17 protein-coding genes and 3 tRNA genes are annotated in these 18,461 nt (G+C 73.8%); 5 read left to right on the plus strand and 15 right to left on the minus strand.

What is annotated here, in order from left to right; genetic code table 11:
• Positions 1-38: 38 nt before the first annotated feature.
• Positions 39-806: a phosphatidylcholine/phosphatidylserine synthase gene (locus DQ241_RS12280; protein ID WP_113830503.1), complete on the plus strand. Its 768-nt coding sequence runs from the start codon at positions 39-41 to the stop codon at positions 804-806.
• Here DQ241_RS12280 and DQ241_RS12285 read toward each other — a convergent pair.
• The 3 genes from DQ241_RS12285 to DQ241_RS12295 are packed head-to-tail and all read right to left on the minus strand — an operon-like array spanning position 780 to position 3,723.
• A complete protein-coding gene (locus tag DQ241_RS12285; RefSeq protein WP_113830504.1) occupies positions 780-1,916 on the minus strand; it encodes a cystathionine gamma-lyase in 1,137 nt (378 codons plus the stop codon). The genes DQ241_RS12280 and DQ241_RS12285 overlap by 27 nt on opposite strands.
• Positions 1,913-2,908, minus strand: coding sequence for an NAD(P)H-dependent glycerol-3-phosphate dehydrogenase (locus tag DQ241_RS12290; protein WP_113830505.1), 996 nt, complete (start codon positions 2,906-2,908; stop codon positions 1,913-1,915). The genes DQ241_RS12285 and DQ241_RS12290 overlap by 4 nt, the downstream gene beginning before the upstream one ends.
• A complete protein-coding gene (locus DQ241_RS12295; protein ID WP_233492396.1) occupies positions 2,905-3,723 on the minus strand; it encodes a 1-acyl-sn-glycerol-3-phosphate acyltransferase in 819 nt (272 codons plus the stop codon). Before DQ241_RS12295 ends, DQ241_RS12290 begins: the two co-directional genes overlap by 4 nt.
• A 113-nt stretch (positions 3,724-3,836) precedes the next feature.
• Here DQ241_RS12295 and cofC point away from each other — a divergent pair, with 113 nt between their 5' ends.
• The 3 genes from cofC to DQ241_RS12310 are packed head-to-tail and all read left to right on the plus strand — an operon-like array spanning position 3,837 to position 7,459.
• On the plus strand, positions 3,837-4,478 hold the full coding sequence (gene cofC, locus DQ241_RS12300; RefSeq protein WP_158545925.1) for a 2-phospho-L-lactate guanylyltransferase: 642 nt from the start codon (positions 3,837-3,839) through the stop codon (positions 4,476-4,478).
• Between the two features lie 4 nt (positions 4,479-4,482).
• Complete coding sequence (locus DQ241_RS12305; protein WP_233492397.1) at positions 4,483-6,555, plus strand: RNA degradosome polyphosphate kinase; 2,073 nt, start codon at positions 4,483-4,485, stop codon at positions 6,553-6,555.
• On the plus strand, positions 6,539-7,459 hold the full coding sequence (locus DQ241_RS12310) for a bifunctional NUDIX hydrolase/histidine phosphatase family protein (RefSeq protein WP_113830508.1): 921 nt from the start codon (positions 6,539-6,541) through the stop codon (positions 7,457-7,459). The genes DQ241_RS12305 and DQ241_RS12310 overlap by 17 nt, the downstream gene beginning before the upstream one ends.
• On the opposite strand, the gene leuD is transcribed toward DQ241_RS12310, so the two are convergent.
• Together leuD and leuC are read right to left on the minus strand one after the other, a co-directional pair.
• Positions 7,456-8,061 carry a 3-isopropylmalate dehydratase small subunit gene (leuD, locus tag DQ241_RS12315; RefSeq protein ID WP_113830509.1) on the minus strand — a complete coding sequence of 202 codons (606 nt, stop codon included), beginning with the start codon at positions 8,059-8,061 and terminating at the stop codon, positions 7,456-7,458. The two genes, DQ241_RS12310 and leuD, sit on opposite strands and share 4 nt — an antisense overlap.
• A gap of 3 nt (positions 8,062-8,064) precedes the next feature.
• Positions 8,065-9,471: a 3-isopropylmalate dehydratase large subunit gene (gene leuC, locus DQ241_RS12320; protein ID WP_199584473.1), complete on the minus strand. Its 1,407-nt coding sequence runs from the start codon at positions 9,469-9,471 to the stop codon at positions 8,065-8,067.
• 60 nt (positions 9,472-9,531) lie between these two features.
• Here leuC and DQ241_RS12325 point away from each other — a divergent pair, with 60 nt between their 5' ends.
• The gene (locus DQ241_RS12325) at positions 9,532-10,233 is read left to right on the plus strand and encodes an IclR family transcriptional regulator (RefSeq protein ID WP_113830511.1); all 702 of its coding nucleotides are present in this window, start codon (positions 9,532-9,534) and stop codon (positions 10,231-10,233) included.
• Positions 10,234-10,276: 43 nt separating this feature from the next.
• On the opposite strand, the gene DQ241_RS12330 is transcribed toward DQ241_RS12325, so the two are convergent.
• The 10 genes from DQ241_RS12330 to DQ241_RS12375 form a co-directional block, all read right to left on the minus strand.
• Positions 10,277-10,582 carry a hypothetical protein gene (locus DQ241_RS12330; protein WP_113830512.1) on the minus strand — a complete coding sequence of 102 codons (306 nt, stop codon included), beginning with the start codon at positions 10,580-10,582 and terminating at the stop codon, positions 10,277-10,279.
• A gap of 17 nt (positions 10,583-10,599) precedes the next feature.
• Positions 10,600-12,282 carry a sodium:solute symporter family protein gene (locus tag DQ241_RS12335; RefSeq protein WP_113830513.1) on the minus strand — a complete coding sequence of 561 codons (1,683 nt, stop codon included), beginning with the start codon at positions 12,280-12,282 and terminating at the stop codon, positions 10,600-10,602.
• Between the two features lie 27 nt (positions 12,283-12,309).
• Positions 12,310-13,479, minus strand: coding sequence for a galactokinase (gene galK, locus DQ241_RS12340; RefSeq protein WP_113830514.1), 1,170 nt, complete (start codon positions 13,477-13,479; stop codon positions 12,310-12,312).
• A complete protein-coding gene (gene galT, locus DQ241_RS12345) occupies positions 13,476-14,564 on the minus strand; it encodes a galactose-1-phosphate uridylyltransferase (protein WP_113830515.1) in 1,089 nt (362 codons plus the stop codon). The genes galK and galT overlap by 4 nt, the downstream gene beginning before the upstream one ends.
• 184 nt (positions 14,565-14,748) lie before the next feature.
• Positions 14,749-14,821 (minus strand) — tRNA-Glu (locus DQ241_RS12350).
• A gap of 101 nt (positions 14,822-14,922) precedes the next feature.
• Positions 14,923-14,995 (minus strand) — tRNA-Glu (locus DQ241_RS12355).
• A 47-nt stretch (positions 14,996-15,042) separates the two neighbouring features.
• Positions 15,043-15,114, minus strand: a tRNA-Gln gene (locus DQ241_RS12360).
• Positions 15,115-15,191: 77 nt separating this feature from the next.
• Entirely contained in the window at positions 15,192-16,178 is a 987-nt protein-coding gene (locus DQ241_RS12365) for a type II CAAX prenyl endopeptidase Rce1 family protein (RefSeq protein ID WP_147252373.1), read from the minus strand.
• Positions 16,175-17,647, minus strand: a complete 1,473-nt coding sequence (gene gltX / locus DQ241_RS12370) for a glutamate--tRNA ligase (RefSeq protein WP_113830517.1) — start codon at positions 17,645-17,647, stop codon at positions 16,175-16,177. The genes DQ241_RS12365 and gltX overlap by 4 nt, the downstream gene beginning before the upstream one ends.
• Complete coding sequence (locus tag DQ241_RS12375; RefSeq protein WP_113830518.1) at positions 17,644-18,456, minus strand: fumarylacetoacetate hydrolase family protein; 813 nt, start codon at positions 18,454-18,456, stop codon at positions 17,644-17,646. The genes gltX and DQ241_RS12375 overlap by 4 nt, the downstream gene beginning before the upstream one ends.
• Between the last annotated feature and the right edge of the window lie 5 nt (positions 18,457-18,461).

Here is an 18,461-nt window from a genome sequence, read left to right on the forward strand (position 1 = left end):
GTGCCGCCGACACCGGGCCGGTGTGGCAGCCTCGTCGCGTGCAGGATCAGGCAGCTCCCCCGGTGGAGAACTTCTCGTGGCGGCTCCGGCTGGCCGGTGCCGCCGTCCACCTGTACACAGCCAGCGGCTCGGTGCTGGGCCTGCTCATCGTCCTGGCCGCGATCGAGGGCCACGTGGAGACGGCGCTCTGGCTGGTGCTGGCCACCCTGTTCATCGACGGCACCGACGGCATGCTGGCCCGGCGGGCACGGGTCAAGCAGACGATCCCGTGGTTCGACGGCGCCCGGATGGACGACATCGTCGACTACCTGACCTACGTCTTCGCGCCCGTGGTGCTGCTCTGGACGACCGACCGGCTGCCCGGTGGCGCGATCGGCTGGGTGCTCGCCGCGCTGCCGCTGCTGGCGTCCTGCTACCAGTTCTGCCGCGTGGACGCGAAGACCGACGACCACTACTTCCTGGGCTTCCCGAGCTACTGGAACGTCGTCGCCTTCTACGCGATCGTCCTCGACGTCGGCACCACCGGCGTGGGCATCGCGCTCGCCGTCCTCACGGTGCTGGTCTTCGTGCCGGTGAAGTACGTCTACCCGTCGCGGACCCGGCTGCTGCGGAGCCTGAACCTGGCGCTGGCGGCGACCTGGCTGGTCAGCTACGCCGTGCTGCTGGTGCAGTACCCCGACCCGCACCCGGTCGTCGTCGTGCTGAGCCTGGCCTACCTGGCCTACTACTTCGGCGTGAGCACCTGGCTCACCGTCGCCGGCAGCCGCCGGCGGGCGGGCTCAGCCGAGGCCGTCCAGCGCGGCTGACAGGTCGGCCACCAGGTCGGCGGTGTCCTCGATGCCGCACGAGAGCCGGACGAACCCGGCCGGCACGGCGTCCCCGCCCCACTGGGCCCGGCGGTCGATCGTGCTGTGCACGCCGCCGAAGCTGGTGGCCGCCGACCACAGCCGGGTCGCGGCGAGCAGCCGGGCGACGGCGTCCTCGTCGGCCAGCTCGCAGGACAGCACGCCGTTGGCGCGCAGCATCTGCCGGGAGGCCAGCGCGAACGACGGGTCCGAGGGCCGCCACGGCCAGCGCAGGCCCGTGACCGCCGGTGACCCGGCCAGCAGCTCGGCCACCGCGGCGGCGTTGGCGGCCTGGCGGGCCAGCCGCAGGTCCAGCGTGCTCATCGACCGGTGCCCGAGCCAGGCCTCGAACGGGCCCGGCGTGCTGCCGGTGCGGTCGCGGAAGCCCTTGAGCCGGGCGAAGAGGTCGTCGTCGGTGGTGCTGACGTGGCCGAGCAGCAGGTCGCTGTGCCCGGTGAGCGCCTTGGTGTCGCTGCCGACGGTCAGGTGCGCACCAAGCTCCAGCGGGCGCTGCCCGAGCGGCGTGGCCGTGGTGTTGTCGACGGCGACCAGCGCCCCCGCGGCCCGCGCGGCACGGGCCACGGCCGCGATGTCGCAGACGTCGAGCTGCGGGTTGCTCGGCGTCTCGAGCAGCACCATCGCCGCACCCGCGAGCCCGCCGCCGGCCGCGAACGCCCCGACCTCCGGCGTGGACACGTACTCGACCTCGACGCCGAAGCGGACCAACTCCTGGGCGGCCAGCATCCGGGTCGCGTAGTAGCCGTCCGAGGGCAGCACCACGCGGTCACCGGCGCCGACGCAGGCCATGACCGCCGCGGTGAGCGCGGCCATCCCGGTCGAGAAGGACAGGCACCGGCCGCCGTCGAGCTCGCCCACCGCGGCCTCGAAGTCGCGCAGGGTCGGCTGCTCGGTGCGCGCGTACGCGTCGACGCCGCCGGCCCGCGGCGGCAGGTCACCGAGGTGGAACGGGGCGGCGAAGACCGGCGAGGGCCGCAGCGGCGCACCGGGGACGGCGGGCCCCTCCCCCGCCCGCACCGACCGCGTGCCGTCGCCGTAGGACTCCTCGCTCACTCCGGCTTCGCCCCGCGCGACATGATCTCCTTCACCATCCGCCCGGGGGCCTCGCCCTCGTGGCAGACGCGCACGACCGCCTCGGTGATCGGGACGTCGATGCCGTGGGCGCGGGCCAGGTCGAGCACCGAGCGGCAGCTCTTCACGCCCTCGGCGGTCTGCCGGGTGCTCTCCTGCACCTCCTGGACGCTCATCCCGCGGCCGAGCTTCTCGCCGAAGGTGCGGTTGCGCGACAGCGGCGAGCTGCAGGTGGCCACCAGGTCGCCGAGGCCGGCCAGCCCCGCGAAGGTGGTCAGCTCGGCGCCGAGCGCGAGACCCAGCCGGGCGGTCTCGGCCAGCCCGCGGGTGATCAGCGAGGCCCGGGTGTTGTCGCCGAAGCCGAGGCCCTCGGCGATGCCGCAGGCCAGGGCGATGACGTTCTTCACCGCCCCGCCGAGCTCGCAGCCGACCAGGTCGGGGTTGGTGTAGGGCCGGAAGTAGCCGGTCATGCAGGCTTCCTGCAGCTGCTCGGCGCGCGCGGCGTCGGTGCAGGCGATCACCGTCGCGGCCGGCTGCTCCTCGGCGATCTCGCGGGCCAGGTTCGGCCCGGACAGCGCGGCCACCCGGTCGGTCCCCGCCCCGGTGATCTCGCAGATCACCTCGCTCATCCGCTTCGTGGTGCCGAGCTCGATGCCCTTCATGAGCGACAGCAGCGTCGCGTCGGCCGGCAGCAGCGGCGTCCACGTCGTGAGGTTGTCGCGCAGCGACTGCGACGGCACGGCGAGGACCACGACGTCGGCGTCGAGCAGCGCCTCCCCCGCGTCGGCCGTCGCCCGCAGCCGCTCGGGCAGCCGCACCCCGGGCAGGTAGTCCCGGTTCTCGCCGTCCTCGGTGATCGCCTTGGCCAGCTCCGGCCGGCGGGCGTGCAGCGCCACGTCGCAGCCGGCGTCGGCGAGCACCTTCGCGAAGGTGGTCCCCCAGGACCCGGCGCCGAGCACCGCGGCCCGGATCACGCGGCGCTCCCGGAGAGGTCGCCGGGCAGCTCGCGGCGCGGCCGGGGGTGGAAGGCGGCCGGCGCGGGTTCCCCGCGCAGCTCGGCCAGCTGGTCGCGCACGCGGCCCATCATGAGGTCGGTCGTCTCCCGGAGCAGATCGGCGGTGAGCGGCCGGCCGGCCCGCACCTCGGCACGCACGGCGGACAGGTCGAGCGGCTCCCCGATGAGGTAGTGGGCGGGCGCGCGCAGCCGCGGGTGGAACTTCTTCGTGTGGTAGTCGTGCAGCGTCTGCGGCCCCCACTGGGCCACCGGCAGGACGACGGCGTCGGTGGTCAGCGCCAGCCGCGCCGCGCCGGTGCGCGCCTGCATCGGCCACCAGTCGGGGTCGCGGGTGACCGAGCCCTCCGGGTAGATGACGACGACGTTCCCGGCCTGCAGGTCGGCGTGCGCGGCGGACAGCGCGCCCTTCGCCTCGGAGGAGTAGCGGGCGACGGGGATCTGCCCGGCCGAGCGCAGGATCGCCCCCGCCAGGCCCTTGAACACCGACTCCTTGGCCAGGAAGTGCGGCATCCGGCCGTGGTCGAAGACCAGCCGGGCGCAGGAGATCGGGTCGAAGATCGAGATGTGGTTGGCCACCACGAGCACCGGGCCGGTGGTCGGGAAGCGGTCCCCGTGTCGGTAGCGGATGGCGAACATCAGCTTCGAGGCCGGGAACACCACGGCGATGCACAGCCAGAACGCCCAGCCGATCCGGCCGCGGGTGCGCCACTTGCCGGGTCGCAGGTTGCGCGCCCGGGGGGCCGGCGCGCTCCCCGGCGACGACTGCTCCGTCACGGCCGCTCCTCTCGTGTGATCCAGCCCATGATCGACCCTGGGCACCCGCACCGGTACCACCGGGCCCTCCCGTGCGATCGGGTCGCGCCCCGCGGTGTGCTCACATTGTGGTCGTGCCCAGCTGGTCGGTCGTGGTCCCCGCGAAGCGGCTCGCCGTCGCGAAGACCCGGCTGCGCCCGCTCACGGAGGGGTCCTCGCACGCCGATCTCGTGCTCGCGCTGCTGGCCGACACGGTGGCCGCCGCGCTGGCCTGCCCGGCGGTGGCCGACGTCGTCGTCGTCACCGACGAGCCGGCCGCGGCCGAGCTGACCGGCGCGCTGGGCGCACGCACCATCGCCGACGAACCGGACCGCGGGCTCAACCCGGCGCTGGAGCACGGGGCGCGGGCGGCCGGCACCGGAGCTGTCGCCGCGCTCTCCTCCGACCTGCCCGCGCTGCGGCCCGCGGAGCTCGAGGCGGCCCTCGCCGCCGCCGGCGCCGCGCCGCGCTGCTTCGTCGCCGACGCCCAGGGCACGGGCACCACGCTGCTCACCGCCGTCGGCACCGGGCTGCGGCCCCGCTTCGGCGCGGGGTCGGCCGCCGCGCACCGGGCGGACGGCGCGGTCACCCTCCGCGGGGAGTGGCCGGGCCTGCTGCGCGACGTCGACACCGCCGACGACCTGCGGGCGGCGGTCACACTGGGGATCGGCCCGCGCACCGCGCGCGTGCTGGCCGCCTCTCCGACTCTCGCCGTTCACCTCCGTGCGGCACGATGACCACGTGCCTCCCGAGACCGCGGAAGCGCCCGCCGCGCTGCCCGCCGACCGCTTCCTGAACCGTGAGCTCTCCTGGCTCGACTTCAACGCCCGTGTGCTGGAGCTGGCCGAGGACGACTCCCTGCCGCTGCTGGAGCGGGTGAAGTTCCTGGCGATCTTCGCCAGCAACCTCGACGAGTTCTACATGGTCCGCATCGCCGGGCTGAAGCGCCGGCAGAGCACCGGCCTCACCGTGCGCTCGCCCGACGGGCTGACCATCCGCGAGCAGCTGGAGCTGGTCACCGCGCGCACGCAGGAGCTGGTCCAGCGGCACTCCGACGTCTTCAACAAGGACGTGCTGCCCCGCCTCGAGGAGGCGGGGATCCGGATCGTCCACTGGGACGAGCTGGAGGAGCAGGCCGCGCTGCGGCTGCGCGAGTACTTCCGCGACCAGGTCTTCCCCGTGCTCACGCCCCTGGCCGTCGACGTCGCGCACCCCTTCCCCTACATCAGCGGGCTCTCGCTCAACCTCGCCGTCTCGGTGCGCGACCCCGACACCGGCGCGCCCCGCTTCGCCCGCCTCAAGGTGCCCAACAACGTGCCGCGCTTCGTCCCGGTGGGCGGCGCGGACGGCACGGCGACGTTCCTGCCGCTCGAGGACCTCATCGCCGCCCACCTCCCCCAGCTCTTCCCGGGGCTGGACGTGCTGGACCACCACTTCTTCCGGGTCACCCGCAACGCCGACCTGGAGGTCGAGGAGGACCGCGACGAGGACCTGCTGCAGGCCCTGGAGCGGGAGCTCGCGCGCCGCCGCTTCGGTCCCGCGGTCCGGCTGGAGGTGGCCGAGCCCATGGACCCCCGGATCCTCGAGGTGCTGATCTCGGAGCTGGAGGTCTCCCCCGACGACGTCGTCCACGTGCCGGGCCTGCTCGACCTGGCGGCGCTGTGGGCACTGGTCGACCTCGACCGGCCCGAGCTCAAGGACGACCCGTTCGTGCCGGTGACGCACCCGCGGCTGTCGGAGGGCGAGTCGCCCAAGAGCGTGTTCGCCACGCTGCGCGAGGGCGACGTTCTGGTCCACCACCCGTACCACTCGTTCGCGACCAGCGTGCAGCGCTTCATCGAGCAGGCCGCCGCCGACCCGAACGTGCTGGCCATCAAGCAGACGCTGTACCGGACCTCGGGCGACTCCCCCATCGTCAACGCGCTGATCGAGGCGGCCGAGGCCGGCAAGCAGGTCGTCGTCCTGGTGGAGATCAAGGCCCGGTTCGACGAGGAGGCCAACATCAGCTGGGCCCGGTCGCTGGAGCGCGCGGGCTGCCACGTCGTCTACGGCCTGGTGGGCCTGAAGACGCACTGCAAGACCGCGCTGGTCGTCCGCCGCGAGCAGGGCGTCATCCGGCGCTACTGCCACATCGGCACGGGCAACTACAACCCGAAGACCGCGCGCATCTACGAGGACCTCGGCATCCTCACCGCCGACCCGCGGGTGGGCGCCGACCTCACCGACCTGTTCAACGTGCTCACCGGCTACTCGCGGCAGACCAACTACCGCACGCTCATGGTGGCCCCGCACGGCATCCGCAACGGCCTGATCGAGAAGATCCGCCGCGAGGCGCGCAACGCCGCGGAGGGCCGCCCGTCCGGCATCCGGTTCAAGGCCAACTCGATCGTCGACGAGCGGATCATCGACGCGCTGTACGAAGCCTCGCGGGCCGGGGTGCCGATCTCGCTGCTGGTGCGCGGCATCTGCGCCCTGCGGCCCGGCGTCCCCGGGCTGTCGGAGACCATCCGGGTGCGCTCGATCGTGGGCCGCTTCCTCGAGCACTCGCGGGTCATGGCGTTCACCAACGGCGGCGAGGCCGAGTGGTGGCTGGGCAGCTCCGACCTCATGCACCGCAACCTGGACCGCCGGGTCGAGGTGCTCATGCGGGTGTGCGACGACCGGGCGCGCACGCAGCTCGAGGAGACGCTGGACGCCGCCATGCAGCCCGGCGTCCGCTGCTGGGAGCTGGGCAGCGACGGCAGCTGGGAGCGGCACGACGGCCGCGACTACCAGGCCGAGCTCACCCGCCGGATCCATGACCTCGTCGGCTGATCGGCGCACGATCGCCGCGGCGGGCGGCGCGGTGTGGCGGCCGGCCGGGAACGGCGGGGGGATCGAGATCGCCGTCGTCCACCGGCCGCGCTACGACGACTGGTCGCTGCCCAAGGGGAAGCTGGACGCCGGGGAGCACGCGGTGCAGGCCGCCTGCCGCGAGGTGGTCGAGGAGACCGGGCTGACCGTGGTCGCCGGGCGGCGCGGGCTCACCACCCGCTACGCCGTCGACGGCGCGCCCAAGCGGGTGGACTACTGGCTGATGCGCTGCACCGGCGGCGAGTTCACGGCCAACGACGAGGCCGACGAGCTGCGCTGGCTCTCCCCCGGCGACGCCGCCGCGCTGGTCACCCACGGGCACGACCGGGAGGTGATCGCCGACGCCGCGCGCACGGACCTGCCGCGCGAGGTGCGGCTGCTGCTCGTGCGGCACGGCAAGGCCGGCAGCAGCGACCGGTGGGACGGTCCCGACGACGTGCGCCCGCTGACCGCCGCCGGCGAGGAGCAGGCCGACCGGCTCGCGCAGGTGCTGCCGCTGTTCGGCCCGGCGGCGGTGCTCAGCGCCACGCCGCTGCGCTGCCGCCAGACGGTGGCGCCCCTGGCCGAGCGGCTGGGCCTCGCCGTCGAGCAGCAGCCCGACTTCGGCGAACCGGAGTTCGGCGGGGACCCCGGGCGCGCGCTGGACGCCGCGCTGCGGATCCTCGACGGCCCGGCGGTGACGGTGGTGTGCAGCCAGGGCGGGACCATCCCCGCCGTGCTGCAGGCGCTCGGCGTGCACGGCCACGGGGTGACCGGGCTGCTCCCGCCGGCCGCCAAGGGCAGCGCCTGGGCCCTCGGCGGCCGGCCGGGAGCGCTGGCCGCGGACTACTACCGCGACGTCGCGCCCGACCCGGACGCCCCCTAGCCGCCGAGGACGGGCAGCGCCCGGGGCAGCCAGGACGGGCGGCGCGCCTCGTAGGCCTCGATGTCGGCCAGGTGCCTCTCGGTGAGGCCGACGTCGTCGAGCCCCTCGAGCAGCCGCCAGCGGATGTAGTCCTCGACCTCGAACGGCACCGTCGTCGCCCCGTACGTGACCGTCTTCGACTGCAGGTCGACGGTGACCGGGGTCGCCGGGTCGGCCTCGATGGCCGCCCAGAGCGCCTCGACCTGCTCCTGGGGCAGCGTGACGGTGAGCAGCCCCGACTTGGTCGAGTTGTTCTTGAAGATGTCGGCGAAGCGCGAGCTGATGACCACGCGGAACCCGCCGTCGAGCAGCGCCCAGACGGCGTGCTCGCGCGAGGAGCCGGTGCCGAAGTCGGGGCCGGCCACGAGCACCGAGGCGTCGGCGTACTCCGGCCTGTTGAGCACGAAGTCGGGCTCGTTGGTGCGCCAGGCCACGAACAGCCCGTCCTCGAACCCGGTGCGGGTGATCCGCTTCAGGTACTCGGCCGGGATGATCTGGTCGGTGTCGACGGCGCTGCGGCGCAGCGGCGCGGCGGTCCCGGTGTGGGTGGTGAAGGCGTCCACGGGTCAGGCTCCGATCAGGTCTGCGGGGGCGGTCAGCCGCCCGGTGAGGGCGGTCGCGGCGGCGACGGACGGCGACACCAGGTGCGTGCGCCCGCCCTTGCCCTGCCGGCCCTGGAAGTTGCGGTTGCTGGTGGAGGCGGAGCGCTCGCCGGGCTGGAGCTGGTCGGGGTTCATGCCCAGGCACATCGAGCACCCCGCGCCCCGCCACTCGGCGCCGGCCTCGACGAACACCTGGTCCAGGCCTTCGGCCTCGGCCTGCAGCTTGACGCCCACCGAGCCGGGGACGACGAGCATGCGGGTGCCCGGGTCGACCTTCTTGCCGCGCAGCAGGTCGGCGGCGACGCGCAGGTCCTCGATCCGGCCGTTGGTGCACGAGCCGAGGAAGACGGTGTCGACCTCGATCTCGCGCAGCGGCGTGCCGGGCTCCAGGCCCATGTAGGCCAGTGCCTGCTCCGCGGCGCGGCGCTCGTTCTCGTCGGCGAAGTCGGCCGGGTCCGGCACCCGCTCGGTGAGCGGCAGACCCTGGCCCGGGTTGGTGCCCCAGGTGACGAAGGGGCTCAGCTGCGCCGCGTCGAGGACGACCTCGGTGTCGAAGACCGCACCCTCGTCGGTGCGCAGGCTGCGCCAGTGCTCGACGGCGGCGTCCCAGTCCGCGCCCTGCGGGGCGTGCGGCCGGCCCTGCAGGAAGTCGAAGGTGGTCTGGTCGGGCGCGATCAGCCCGGCGCGGGCCCCGGCCTCGATCGACATGTTGCAGATCGTCATCCGGGCCTCCATCGACAGCGCCTCGATGGCGCTGCCGCGGTACTCGATGACGTGGCCCGCGGCGCCGTTGGTGCCGATCTTCGCGATGACGGCGAGGATGACGTCCTTGGCGGAGACGCCCTCGGGCAGCTCGCCGTCGACGGTGACCGCCATCTGCTTCGGGCGGTACTGCGGCAGGGTCTGGGTGGCCAGCACGTGCTCGACCTCGCTGGTGCCGATGCCGAACGCCAGCGCGCCGAACGCACCGTGCGTGGAGGTGTGGCTGTCGCCGCACACGATCGTCATGCCCGGCTGGGTGAGTCCCAGCTGCGGGCCGATGACGTGCACGATGCCCTGGTCGCGGTCGCCCATCGGGGCCAGCCGGATGCCGAACTCGGCCGCGTTCCGGCGCAGCGCCTCCACCTGCGCGCGGCTGACCGGGTCGGCGATCGGCTTGAGGATGTCCAGCGTCGGGACGTTGTGGTCCTCGGTGGCCATCGTCAGCTCGGGGTGGCGCACCGTGCGGCCCGCGGCCCGGAGACCGTCGAAGGCCTGGGGGCTGGTCACCTCGTGCACCAGGTGCAGGTCGATGTAGAGCAGGTCGGGCTCGCCCTCGGCGCTGCGCACCACGTGGGCGTCGTAGACCTTCTCGGCCAGGGTCTTCGGCACGGCTGGTCCTTCCGGGTGTCTCGCTGGCCATCCCATGCTGTGGGATGCGAGTATTGCTGTGTGGGACAGCCTAACCCCGTCGCGGTTCTGGACAAAGCAGTGGCCATCCTCCGCGCCGTCGCGGACGAGCCGGCCACCCTCGCCGACCTCGTCACGCGCACCGGACTGCCGCGCGCCACGGCGCACCGGCTGGCCGTGGCGCTCGAGGGCCACCGCCTGGTCCGGCGCACCGACACCGGCTCGTGGGCGCCGGGTCCGGCGCTCGCCGAGCTGGGCCGCGGGTCGGCCGACCTCGGCGAGGTCGCCGGCCGGTACCTGACCACGCTGCGCGACGTCACCGGCGAGAGCGCGCAGTTCTACGTGCGCGACGGCGCCACCCGCGTGTGCGTCGCGGCGGCGGAGCGCGCCAGCGGCCTGCGGGACACCGTCCCCGTGGGCGCCCGCCTGCCCATGACGGCCGGCTCGGCCGCGCACGCGCTGCTGGCCTTCACCCCGGTCGACGAGGTGAACCGGCTGCTGCCGAACGCGAGCTTCACCGCGCGGACGCTGCTCGACGTGCGCCGCCGCGGCTGGGCGCACAGCGTCGCCGAGCGCGAGGCCGGCGTCGCCTCGCTGTCCGCGCCGGTGCGCGACGGCTCGGGCGCCGTGCTGGGCGCGGTCTCCATCTCCGGGCCGGTGGAGCGGCTGGGCCGCCGGCCGAGCCCCGAGGTGGTCGGCGCGGTGCTCGACGCCGCGGCGGCGATCTCCCGCGCCGCCCGCTGAGCGGGCCGCTCCCGCCGTCCGGGAACGGCGAGCTGCTGCGCGTCTAGTGGCCCGGCGCCCCGTCGTCGTCGGCGCTCGGCGCGACCACGATCGGGCGCAGCCGCGACCACAGCACGAACGCGAGCGCGAAGACGATCATGCCGACGCCCACCCAGAGGTTGGCGTTGAACCCGTCGGTCTTCGCCAGCGCCTCGTCGTCGGCGTCCACCAGACCCACGATGACGAGGACGACCCCGTAGAAGCCGATCAGGGCGGCGATGACGCTGCGGACGTCGAACGCGCCGGCGGCGTGCTTCTGGCCCGACCCCTCGCCCGCGCCGGTGCCTGCGGAACTCCCTGCTGTGCTCATGGGATGCGTCTCCTTGCTCAGCGGAAGATGAGGTTGAGGGCGATGACCAGGACCAGCGAGATGCCGGCCAGCTTCGTGGGCGACCGGAACCACGGCAGCCGGTGGGCCTCCGGGTCGGTGCGCTGCTCCTTCGGCGTCTCCGAGTAGACCAGCCCGACCAGCTCCGCGACCGGCTTGGGCGCCGTCACCTGGGTGACGACGACGCTCACCAGGATGTCGACGACGAACGCGGCCCCGGCGGCGACGAAGCTGGCCCCCTGGCCGCCGAGCGGGATCACGCCGAGCGACACCGTGCCGAACGCGTCCTCGCTGAGGAACGCGACCGCGACGGCGGCGAGGGTGCCCGACACCAGCCCGGTCCAGCCGGCCGTCGGCGTCATCCGCTTCCAGAACATGCCGAGGATGAAGGTGGCGAACAGCGGCGCGTTGAAGAACCCGAACAGCGTCTGCAGGTAGTCCATCAGGTTCGTGTAGCCCGACGCGATCAGCGCGGTGCCGATGGCCGTGATCGTCGCGCCGACCGTCGCCCACCGCCCGACGACCAGGTAGTAGTGGTCGGGGCGGTCCTTCTTGACGTACTGCTGCCACAGGTCGTAGCTGAAGACGGTGTTGAAGGCGGAGATGTTGGCCGCCATGCCGGCCATGAACGCGGCCAGCAGGCCGGCCAGCGCGACGCCGAGCAGGCCGTTGGGCAGCACGTCGCTGATCAGGTAGAGGATCGAGTTGTTGTAGTCGAAGTCCGGGTCGCCGGACGCCTTCGCCTCCACCACCTCCGGCACCAGGACCGTGGCGATCATGCCGGGGATGACCACGACGAACGGCACGAACATCTTCGGGAACGAGCCGATGATCGGGGTCGCGCGGGCAGCGGAGATCGAGTGCGTGGCCATGGCCCGCTGGACCTCGACGAAGTTCGTCGTCCAGTAGCCGAAGGAGAGCACGAAGCCCAGGCCGAACACGATGCCGACGACCGACCAGAACGGGCTCTCGAAGCCGGTCAGGTTCGTCGCGGGCCAGGACGAGAGCATGTCCTCGTTGCCGGCCTCCCGGACCTGGTCGATCAGCCCGCCGATGCCGCCCACCCGGTGCAGGCCGATCAGCGTCAGCGGAACCAGGGCCGCGACGATGACGAAGAACTGCAGCACCTCGTTGTAGATGGCCGCCGACAGCCCGCCGAGGGTGATGTAGCTGAGCACGATGACCGCGGCGACGATCAGCGAGACCCAGAGCGGCCAGCCCAGCAGCAGCTCGACGATGTGGGCCAGCAGGTAGAGGTTGATGCCGGCGATGAGGATCTGGGCGACCGCGAAGCTGATGGCGTTGACCAGGTGCGCCCCGGTGCCGAACCGGCGGCGCATGAACTCGGGGACGCTGCGCACCTTCGACCCGTAGTAGAAGGGCATCATCACGACGCCCAGGAACAGCATCGCGGGCACGGCGCCGACCCAGAAGTAGTGCATGGTCGCCATGCCGAACTGCGCACCGTTGGCCGACATGCCGACGATCTCGACCGCGCCCAGGTTCGCCGAGATGAACGCCAGACCGGTCACCCACGCGGGCAGCGAGCGGCCGGACAGGAAGAAGTCGAGGCTGTCGGAGACGCGGCGGCGGGCGGCGAACCCGATGCCCAGGACGACGGCGAAGTAGGCGGCGACGAGCGCGTAGTCGACGACGTTCGCGTCGAGCTGCAGGTCGTCCATCGGGTTCCTCTTCTCGGAGTGGGGAGATCAGCTGAGCCGCCGGGCCCCGGCAGCCGGGACGGCGACGAAGGAGCGGGGAGCCGGTGCGCCCTCCCGGGCGAACCGGTCGGTGACGGCGGCGGTCACGGTGTCGACGGCGTCCGCGTCGACGAGGGCGATCGCGCTGCCGCCGAAGCCACCGCCGACCATCCGGGCACCGTGGGCGCCGGCGGCGACGGCGGCGTCGACGCAGGCGTCGAGCAGCGGCACCGACACCTCGAAGTCGTCGCGCAGCGAGATGTGACCCTCGGTCAGCAGCGGCCCGATGGCACGGGGGTCCTCCCCCGCCCGGAGCGTGCCGACGACGCGCAGCACCCGCTGGTCCTCGGTGACCACGTGCCGCGCCCGGCGGTGCAGCACCTCGCCCTCGGCGGAGCCGTCGCGCAGCCGCTCGAGGTCGGCCACGTCGGCGACGTCCCGCAGGAGCGGGACCCCGAGCTGCTCGGCCGCTGCCTCGCACTCGCGGCGCCGGTCGCGGTAGCCGCCGGCGGCGTGGTCGTGCGTGGTGCCGCTGTCCAGGACGAGCAGCGCCAGGCCCGCGGCCGCGAGGTCGAAGGGCACCTGCTCGGTGCCGCGGTCGCGGGTGTCGAGGAACAGCGCGTGGCCCTCGGTGCACAGCACCGACGCCGACTGGTCGAGGATGCCGGTCGGGGCGCCCACGAAGTCGTTCTCGGCCCGGCGGGCCACGTCGACCAGGTCCTCGGGCGACAGGTCCAGCCCGAGGAGGTCGCGCAGCGCCACCGCCACGGCGCACTCGAGGGCCGCCGAGGAGGACAGGCCGGCGCCGGCGGGCACCTCGCCGTCGACGAGGACGCTCAGCCCGCCGGGCACGGAGCCGGCAAGCTCGGCCACGACGCCGGCGGCGTACCCGGCCCAGCCGGACGGCGAGCCCGGCGCGAGGTCGGCGACGGCGACGTCGGCGTCCTCGTCGGGGTGCTGGAGCGAGCGGAGGACGACCCGGCCGTCGTCCCGCCGGGCCATCGCGGCACGGGTCGCGTGGGGCAGGGCGATCGGCAGGACGAAGCCGCCGTTGTAGTCGGTGTGCTCGCCGATGACGTTGACCCGCCCGGGGGCCGCCCACACGCCCTCAGGGTCGGTGCCGAACCGCTCGCGGAAGGCGCTCGCGGCCCGGTCGGCCGCCGCGTCGTCGGTCCTCACGGCAGCACCACGGCGCGCAGCTGCTCGGCGACGTCCTCCGGGTTGGTGTCGGTGATGAACGCGCCCATCCCCGACTCGGAGCCGGCCAGGTACTTGAGCTTGCCCGGCGCCCGGCGCAGCGAGAACAGCTGCAGGTGCAGCCACCAGTCGTCGCGGGCGCGCACCGGGGCCTGGTTCCACGAGGCGATGTAGGGCATCGGGGTGTCGAAGCGGTGCGCGAAGCGGCCGAGCACGTCCAGGTAGACCTCGACGAACGCGTCCCGCTCGGCGTCGGTGAGCGCGGGCAGGTCCGGGACGCGGCGCGTGGGGAACAGCTGCAGCTCGTAGGGCCAGCGGGCCGCGGCCGGGACGAACGCCGTCCAGTGCTCGTTGGCCGCCACCACGCGCGGGCCGGACCGCTCGGCGGCGACCACCTGGGCGAACAGGTCCTTCCCGGTGCGCTCCCGGTGCCGGCGGACGGAGCCCAGCACCGTCGCCACCCGCGGCGTCACGAACGGGTAGGCGTAGATCTGGCCGTGGGGGTGCGACAGCGTCACCCCGATCTCCTCGCCGTGGTTCTCGAAGACGAAGACCTGCTCGACGCCGTCGACGGCCGACAGCTCCTGGGTCCGCTCGGCCCACACGTCGACGACGAGACGGGCCCGGTCGGCGCCGAGCTGGAAGAAGTCGCGGTCGTGGTCGCTGGTGAAGACGACGACCTCGCAGCGGCCGAAGCCGGGGCGCAGCTCAGCCAGCGGGTTGCCCGGCGCGTACGCCGGGACGTCGCGCTCGACGCCGGTGGCCAGCGACGGGAACCGGTTCTCGAAGGAGACGACCTGGTAGTCGGCGTCGGGGATCTCGGTGGGCCGGCCGGGCCGCGACGGGCACAGCGGGCACTGGTCTGCCGGGGGCAGGAAGGTGCGCGTCTGCCGGTGCGAGGCGACGACGACCCACTCGTCCAGCAGCGCGTCGTGGCGGAGCTGGGAGCGGGTGGACACCGGCGGCAGGTCGCGGCCGTCGGCGGCGTCGTGCGGAGCCGGGTGCGCGTCGTCGTCGAAGTAGAGGATCTCCCGGCCGTCGGCCAGCTGACGACTCGTCCGGATCACCGTGGATGCGCCTCCCGTGCAGGTACCGGCGCCGCTCACCGTGCGTGACGAGCGCCGATCCGACGCTAGACCCGTCATGATCACGCGGCCACCGGAGACGGGGAGACGTGCGGAACACCCGGTCGGGGGACGCCGGGACGACGAGAGCCCCCGACCGGTACCGGTCGGGGGCTCTCCCCTGCTGTAGCCCCGAAGGGATTCGAACCCTCGCTACCGCCGTGAGAGGGCGGCGTCCTAGGCCGCTAGACGACGGGGCCGTGCACCGACATTCTGCCACGCCCGCGACCGCCCCTCGCACGGGGGGGCCCGGAGGACGACGAAGGCCCCCGACCTGCCGGTCGGGGGCCTTCGCCTGCTGTAGCCCCGAAGGGATTCGAACCCTCGCTACCGCCGTGAGAGGGCGGCGTCCTGGGCCGCTAGACGACGGGGCCGTGCGGTGGTGCTGGAGGAATGCGCTGCCAGGACGTCAGCTTCCTCGCTGGGGTACCAGGACTCGAACCTAGACTAACGGAACCAGAAACCGTCGGGCTGCCAATTACCCCATACCCCATGGGCCGTTCTCACGGCGCCGGAGAAGACCTTACCTGACGTCCCGGGGCGGGGTCGCACCCCCCTCCACCCGGCGGGTCAGGCGGCGCTCCGGCGCCGGGTGGCGAGCGCCGCGAAGACCAGCACCCCCACCGCGCTGACCAGGACGAACACCTCTCCGGGGGCACTGCCGGCGGTGCCCGGCACGGCGCCCTCACCGAGCAGCGCGGTGAGCACCATCACGAGCAGCGCGACGACGGCGTGCAGTGCCACGGCGGCCTCGAGCCCACCGGTGAGCGCGACGAGCGCGGACAGCAGCAGCCCGAGGGCGACCCGGGCGAGGAACCCGCCGAGGTGGTCGGTGCCGTGCAGGGCGGCCCACGCGACCGCGCTGCCCAGCGCGGCGAGCGCGGCGCCCAGGCGCGGGCGGCCGGTCCAGGCGGCGACGGACTGGGCCAGGTAGCCGCGGAACAGGAACTCCTCGCCGGCGGCCTGCAGCGGCACCAGGAGCACGGCGACGAGCAGGACCCAGCCGACCGCGCCGACGGGACCGGGGAGCTCCCGGTCGGCGAGCAGCACGGCGGCGGCGACGGCCAGGCCGAGCGCCGGCCCCACCGAAAGCAGCGCCAGGACCGCGGCCCGGCGGAGCAGCGGCCACCGGAACCGCCCGGCGGCGGACAGCCCCGGTCCCGGCCCGGTGCCGTGCGCGAGCGGCCAGGCCAGGAGCACGGCGGGTACCGCCAGCGCCCACGGGACGGCGGTGAGCAGCAACGAGCGCCAGTCCGCCCCGGCGGGCAGCCCGGCGTCCGGCCGCACCCCCGTGAGCAGGGTGACGACGCGCACGAGCACCACCGCGATGCCGGCCAGGAAGGCCAGCAGCGCCAGGCCGGCCACCGGCCGCCACCAGGCCCAGCCCGGCCGCCGCATCGCCAGCAGGAACGGCGTCGGCGGGGCGGCCGGCGCGACGACCACGTCGTCGTCCACGCCCGCGGACGGGAGGTCCGGCGCCGGGTCGGGCCGCAGCATGGGCGGCGGGCCGGCGTACCGCCCGTCCTCCAGCGCCGCATCCGTCCCCGGAGCGGTCATCCGGCGGCGACCCCGCGGGCCGCGGCCAGCCGGGCCAGGGTGCGCTCGCGGCCGAGGAGCTCGATCGACTCGTACAGCGGCGGGGAGACCGTGCGGCCGCTGACCGCCACGCGCACCGGGCCGAACGCCAGCCGCGGCTTGAGGCCCAGCCCGTCGACCAGAGCCGCCTTGAGCGCCGCCTCGATGGCCGCGGTGCTCCAGCCGTCCAGCTCGCCCAGCGCCGTCGTGGCGGCGTCGAGGACCTGCACGGCGCTCTCCCCCGCCAGCTGCTTCTCCGCGGCGGCGGCCTCGATCTCCACCTCGTCGACGAAGAGGAAGCGGAGCAGGTTCACCGCCTCCGACAGCACGACCATGCGCTCCTGGGCCAGCGGGGCGATGGCCCGCAGCACCCGGTCCTGCTCGGCGGTGGGCGGCTCGGCGACCAACCCGGCGCCGGCCAGGAAGGGCACGACCCGGTCGACGAACTCCTCCACCGGCAGCGCCCGCAGGTGCGTGGCGTTGATCGCCTCGGCCTTCTTCAGGTCGAAGCGGGCCGGGTTGGCGCTCACCCGCGTGACGTCGAAGGCCTCGACCATCTCCTGCGGCGAGAAGACGTCGCGGTCGTCGGCGATCGACCACCCGAGCAGCGCCAGGTAGTTGATGAGCCCCTCGGGGAGGAAGCCGCGCTCCCGGTAGACGTCGAAGTTCGACTGCGGATCGCGCTTGGAGAGCTTCTTGCTGCCCTCCCCCATCACCAGCGGCAGGTGGCCGAACCGCGGCGTGCCCTGCGCGACGCCGATGTCGGTCAGCGCGCGGTAGAGCGCGATCTGGCGGGGCGTGGAGGAGAGCAGGTCCTCGCCGCGGAGCACGTCGGTGACCCGCATGAGGGCGTCGTCGACGGGGTTGGTGAACGGGTACAGCGGGACGCCGTTGCCGCGCACCAGGACGAAGTCCGGCACCGACCCGGCGGCGAAGCGGACCTCGCCGCGCACCAGGTCGGTCCACGACAGGTCCTCGTCGGGCATGCGCAGCCGCAGCACGGGCTGGCGGCCGGCGTCGCGGAAGGCCTGCTTCTCCGCCTCGGTGGTGTCCCGGTCGGCGTTGTCGTAGCCGAGCTTGGGGTCCTGACCGGCGGCCAGCCGCCGAGCCTCGACCTCCTCGGGCGTCGAGAACGACTCGTAGGCGTGCCGGGCCTCCAGCAGCTTGGCGGCCACCTCGCGGTAGATGTCGTGCCGCTCGGACTGCCGGTACGGACCGTGCGGGCCGCCGACCTCGGGCCCCTCGTCCCAGTCCAGGCCCAGCCAGCGCAGGCAGTCGAGGAGGTGCCGGTAGGACTCCTCGGAGTCGCGCGCGGCGTCGGTGTCCTCGATGCGGAAGACGAAGGTGCCGCCGGTGTGCCGGGCGTGCGCCCAGTTGAACAGCGCCGTGCGCAGCACCCCGACGTGGACCAGGCCGGTCGGCGAGGGGCAGAAGCGGGTGGTGGCGCTCATCGGGCGCCGCCCGCCGTCGAGACGGCGTCGGCGGCGACGACGGTGTTGGTCAGGGTGCCGAGGCCGTCGATCGTGCACTCGACGCTCTGCCCGGGGCGGATCGGGCCCACGCCGGCCGGGGTGCCGGTGAGCACGATGTCGCCGGGCAGCAGGGTCATCACCTGCGAGATGTAGGAGATGAGCGTCGACAGGCCGAAGATGAGCTGGCTGGTGCGCCCGGACTGGCGCTGCTCCCCGTCGACGCTGCAGCTGATCGCCAGGTCGGCGGGATCCATGCCCAGGGCGGGGAGGTCGGTCTCGATCCACGGGCCGATCGGGCAGAAGGAGTCGAAGCCCTTGGCGCGGGTCCACTGCCCGTCGCTCTTCTGCATGTCCCGCTCGGTGACGTCGTTGCCGATCGTGTAGCCGAAGACGCTCGCCATGGCCTGCTCGGGGCTGACGTTGCGCGCGCCGCGGGCGCCGATGACGACGGCGAGCTCCACCTCGTGGTGCACGTTGGTGCTGCCCGGCGGGATCCGGATCGCGTCCCCCGGGCCGATGACCGACGTCGAGGGCTTGAGGAACAGCAGCGGCTCCTTCGGCGCATCGCCGGTGTTCATCTCGGCGACGTGGTCGGCGTAGTTCTTCCCGACGCAGACCACCTTGCTGGGCAGGATCGGCGACAGGAGCCGGATGTCGGCCTGGGCGAACCGGGCGCCGGTGAAGGAGATCTGGCCGAACGGGTGGCCCTCGATCTGGGCGACCTGGCCGTCCCCGTCGAGAACTCCGAAGGACATGCCCTGGGGCGAGGCGAAGCGGACGATGCGCACGGTGC

Source organism: Blastococcus sp. TF02A-30 (assembly GCF_003319185.1).
Taxonomy (GTDB): domain Bacteria; phylum Actinomycetota; class Actinomycetes; order Mycobacteriales; family Geodermatophilaceae; genus Blastococcus.

Bases quoted from the DNA above. Each gene is read 5' to 3' on its own strand.
- DQ241_RS12310 (WP_113830508.1), top strand. From the start codon at position 6,539: ATGACCTCGTCGGCTGATCGGCGCACGATCGCCGCGGCGGGCGGCGCG.
- DQ241_RS12330 (WP_113830512.1), bottom strand. From the start codon at position 10,582: ATGAGCACAGCAGGGAGTTCCGCAGGCACCGGCGCGGGCGAGGGGTCG.
- DQ241_RS12335 (WP_113830513.1), bottom strand. From the start codon at position 12,282: ATGGACGACCTGCAGCTCGACGCGAACGTCGTCGACTACGCGCTCGTC.
- DQ241_RS12365 (WP_147252373.1), bottom strand. From the start codon at position 16,178: ATGACCGCTCCGGGGACGGATGCGGCGCTGGAGGACGGGCGGTACGCC.
- gltX (WP_113830517.1), bottom strand. From the start codon at position 17,647: ATGAGCGCCACCACCCGCTTCTGCCCCTCGCCGACCGGCCTGGTCCAC.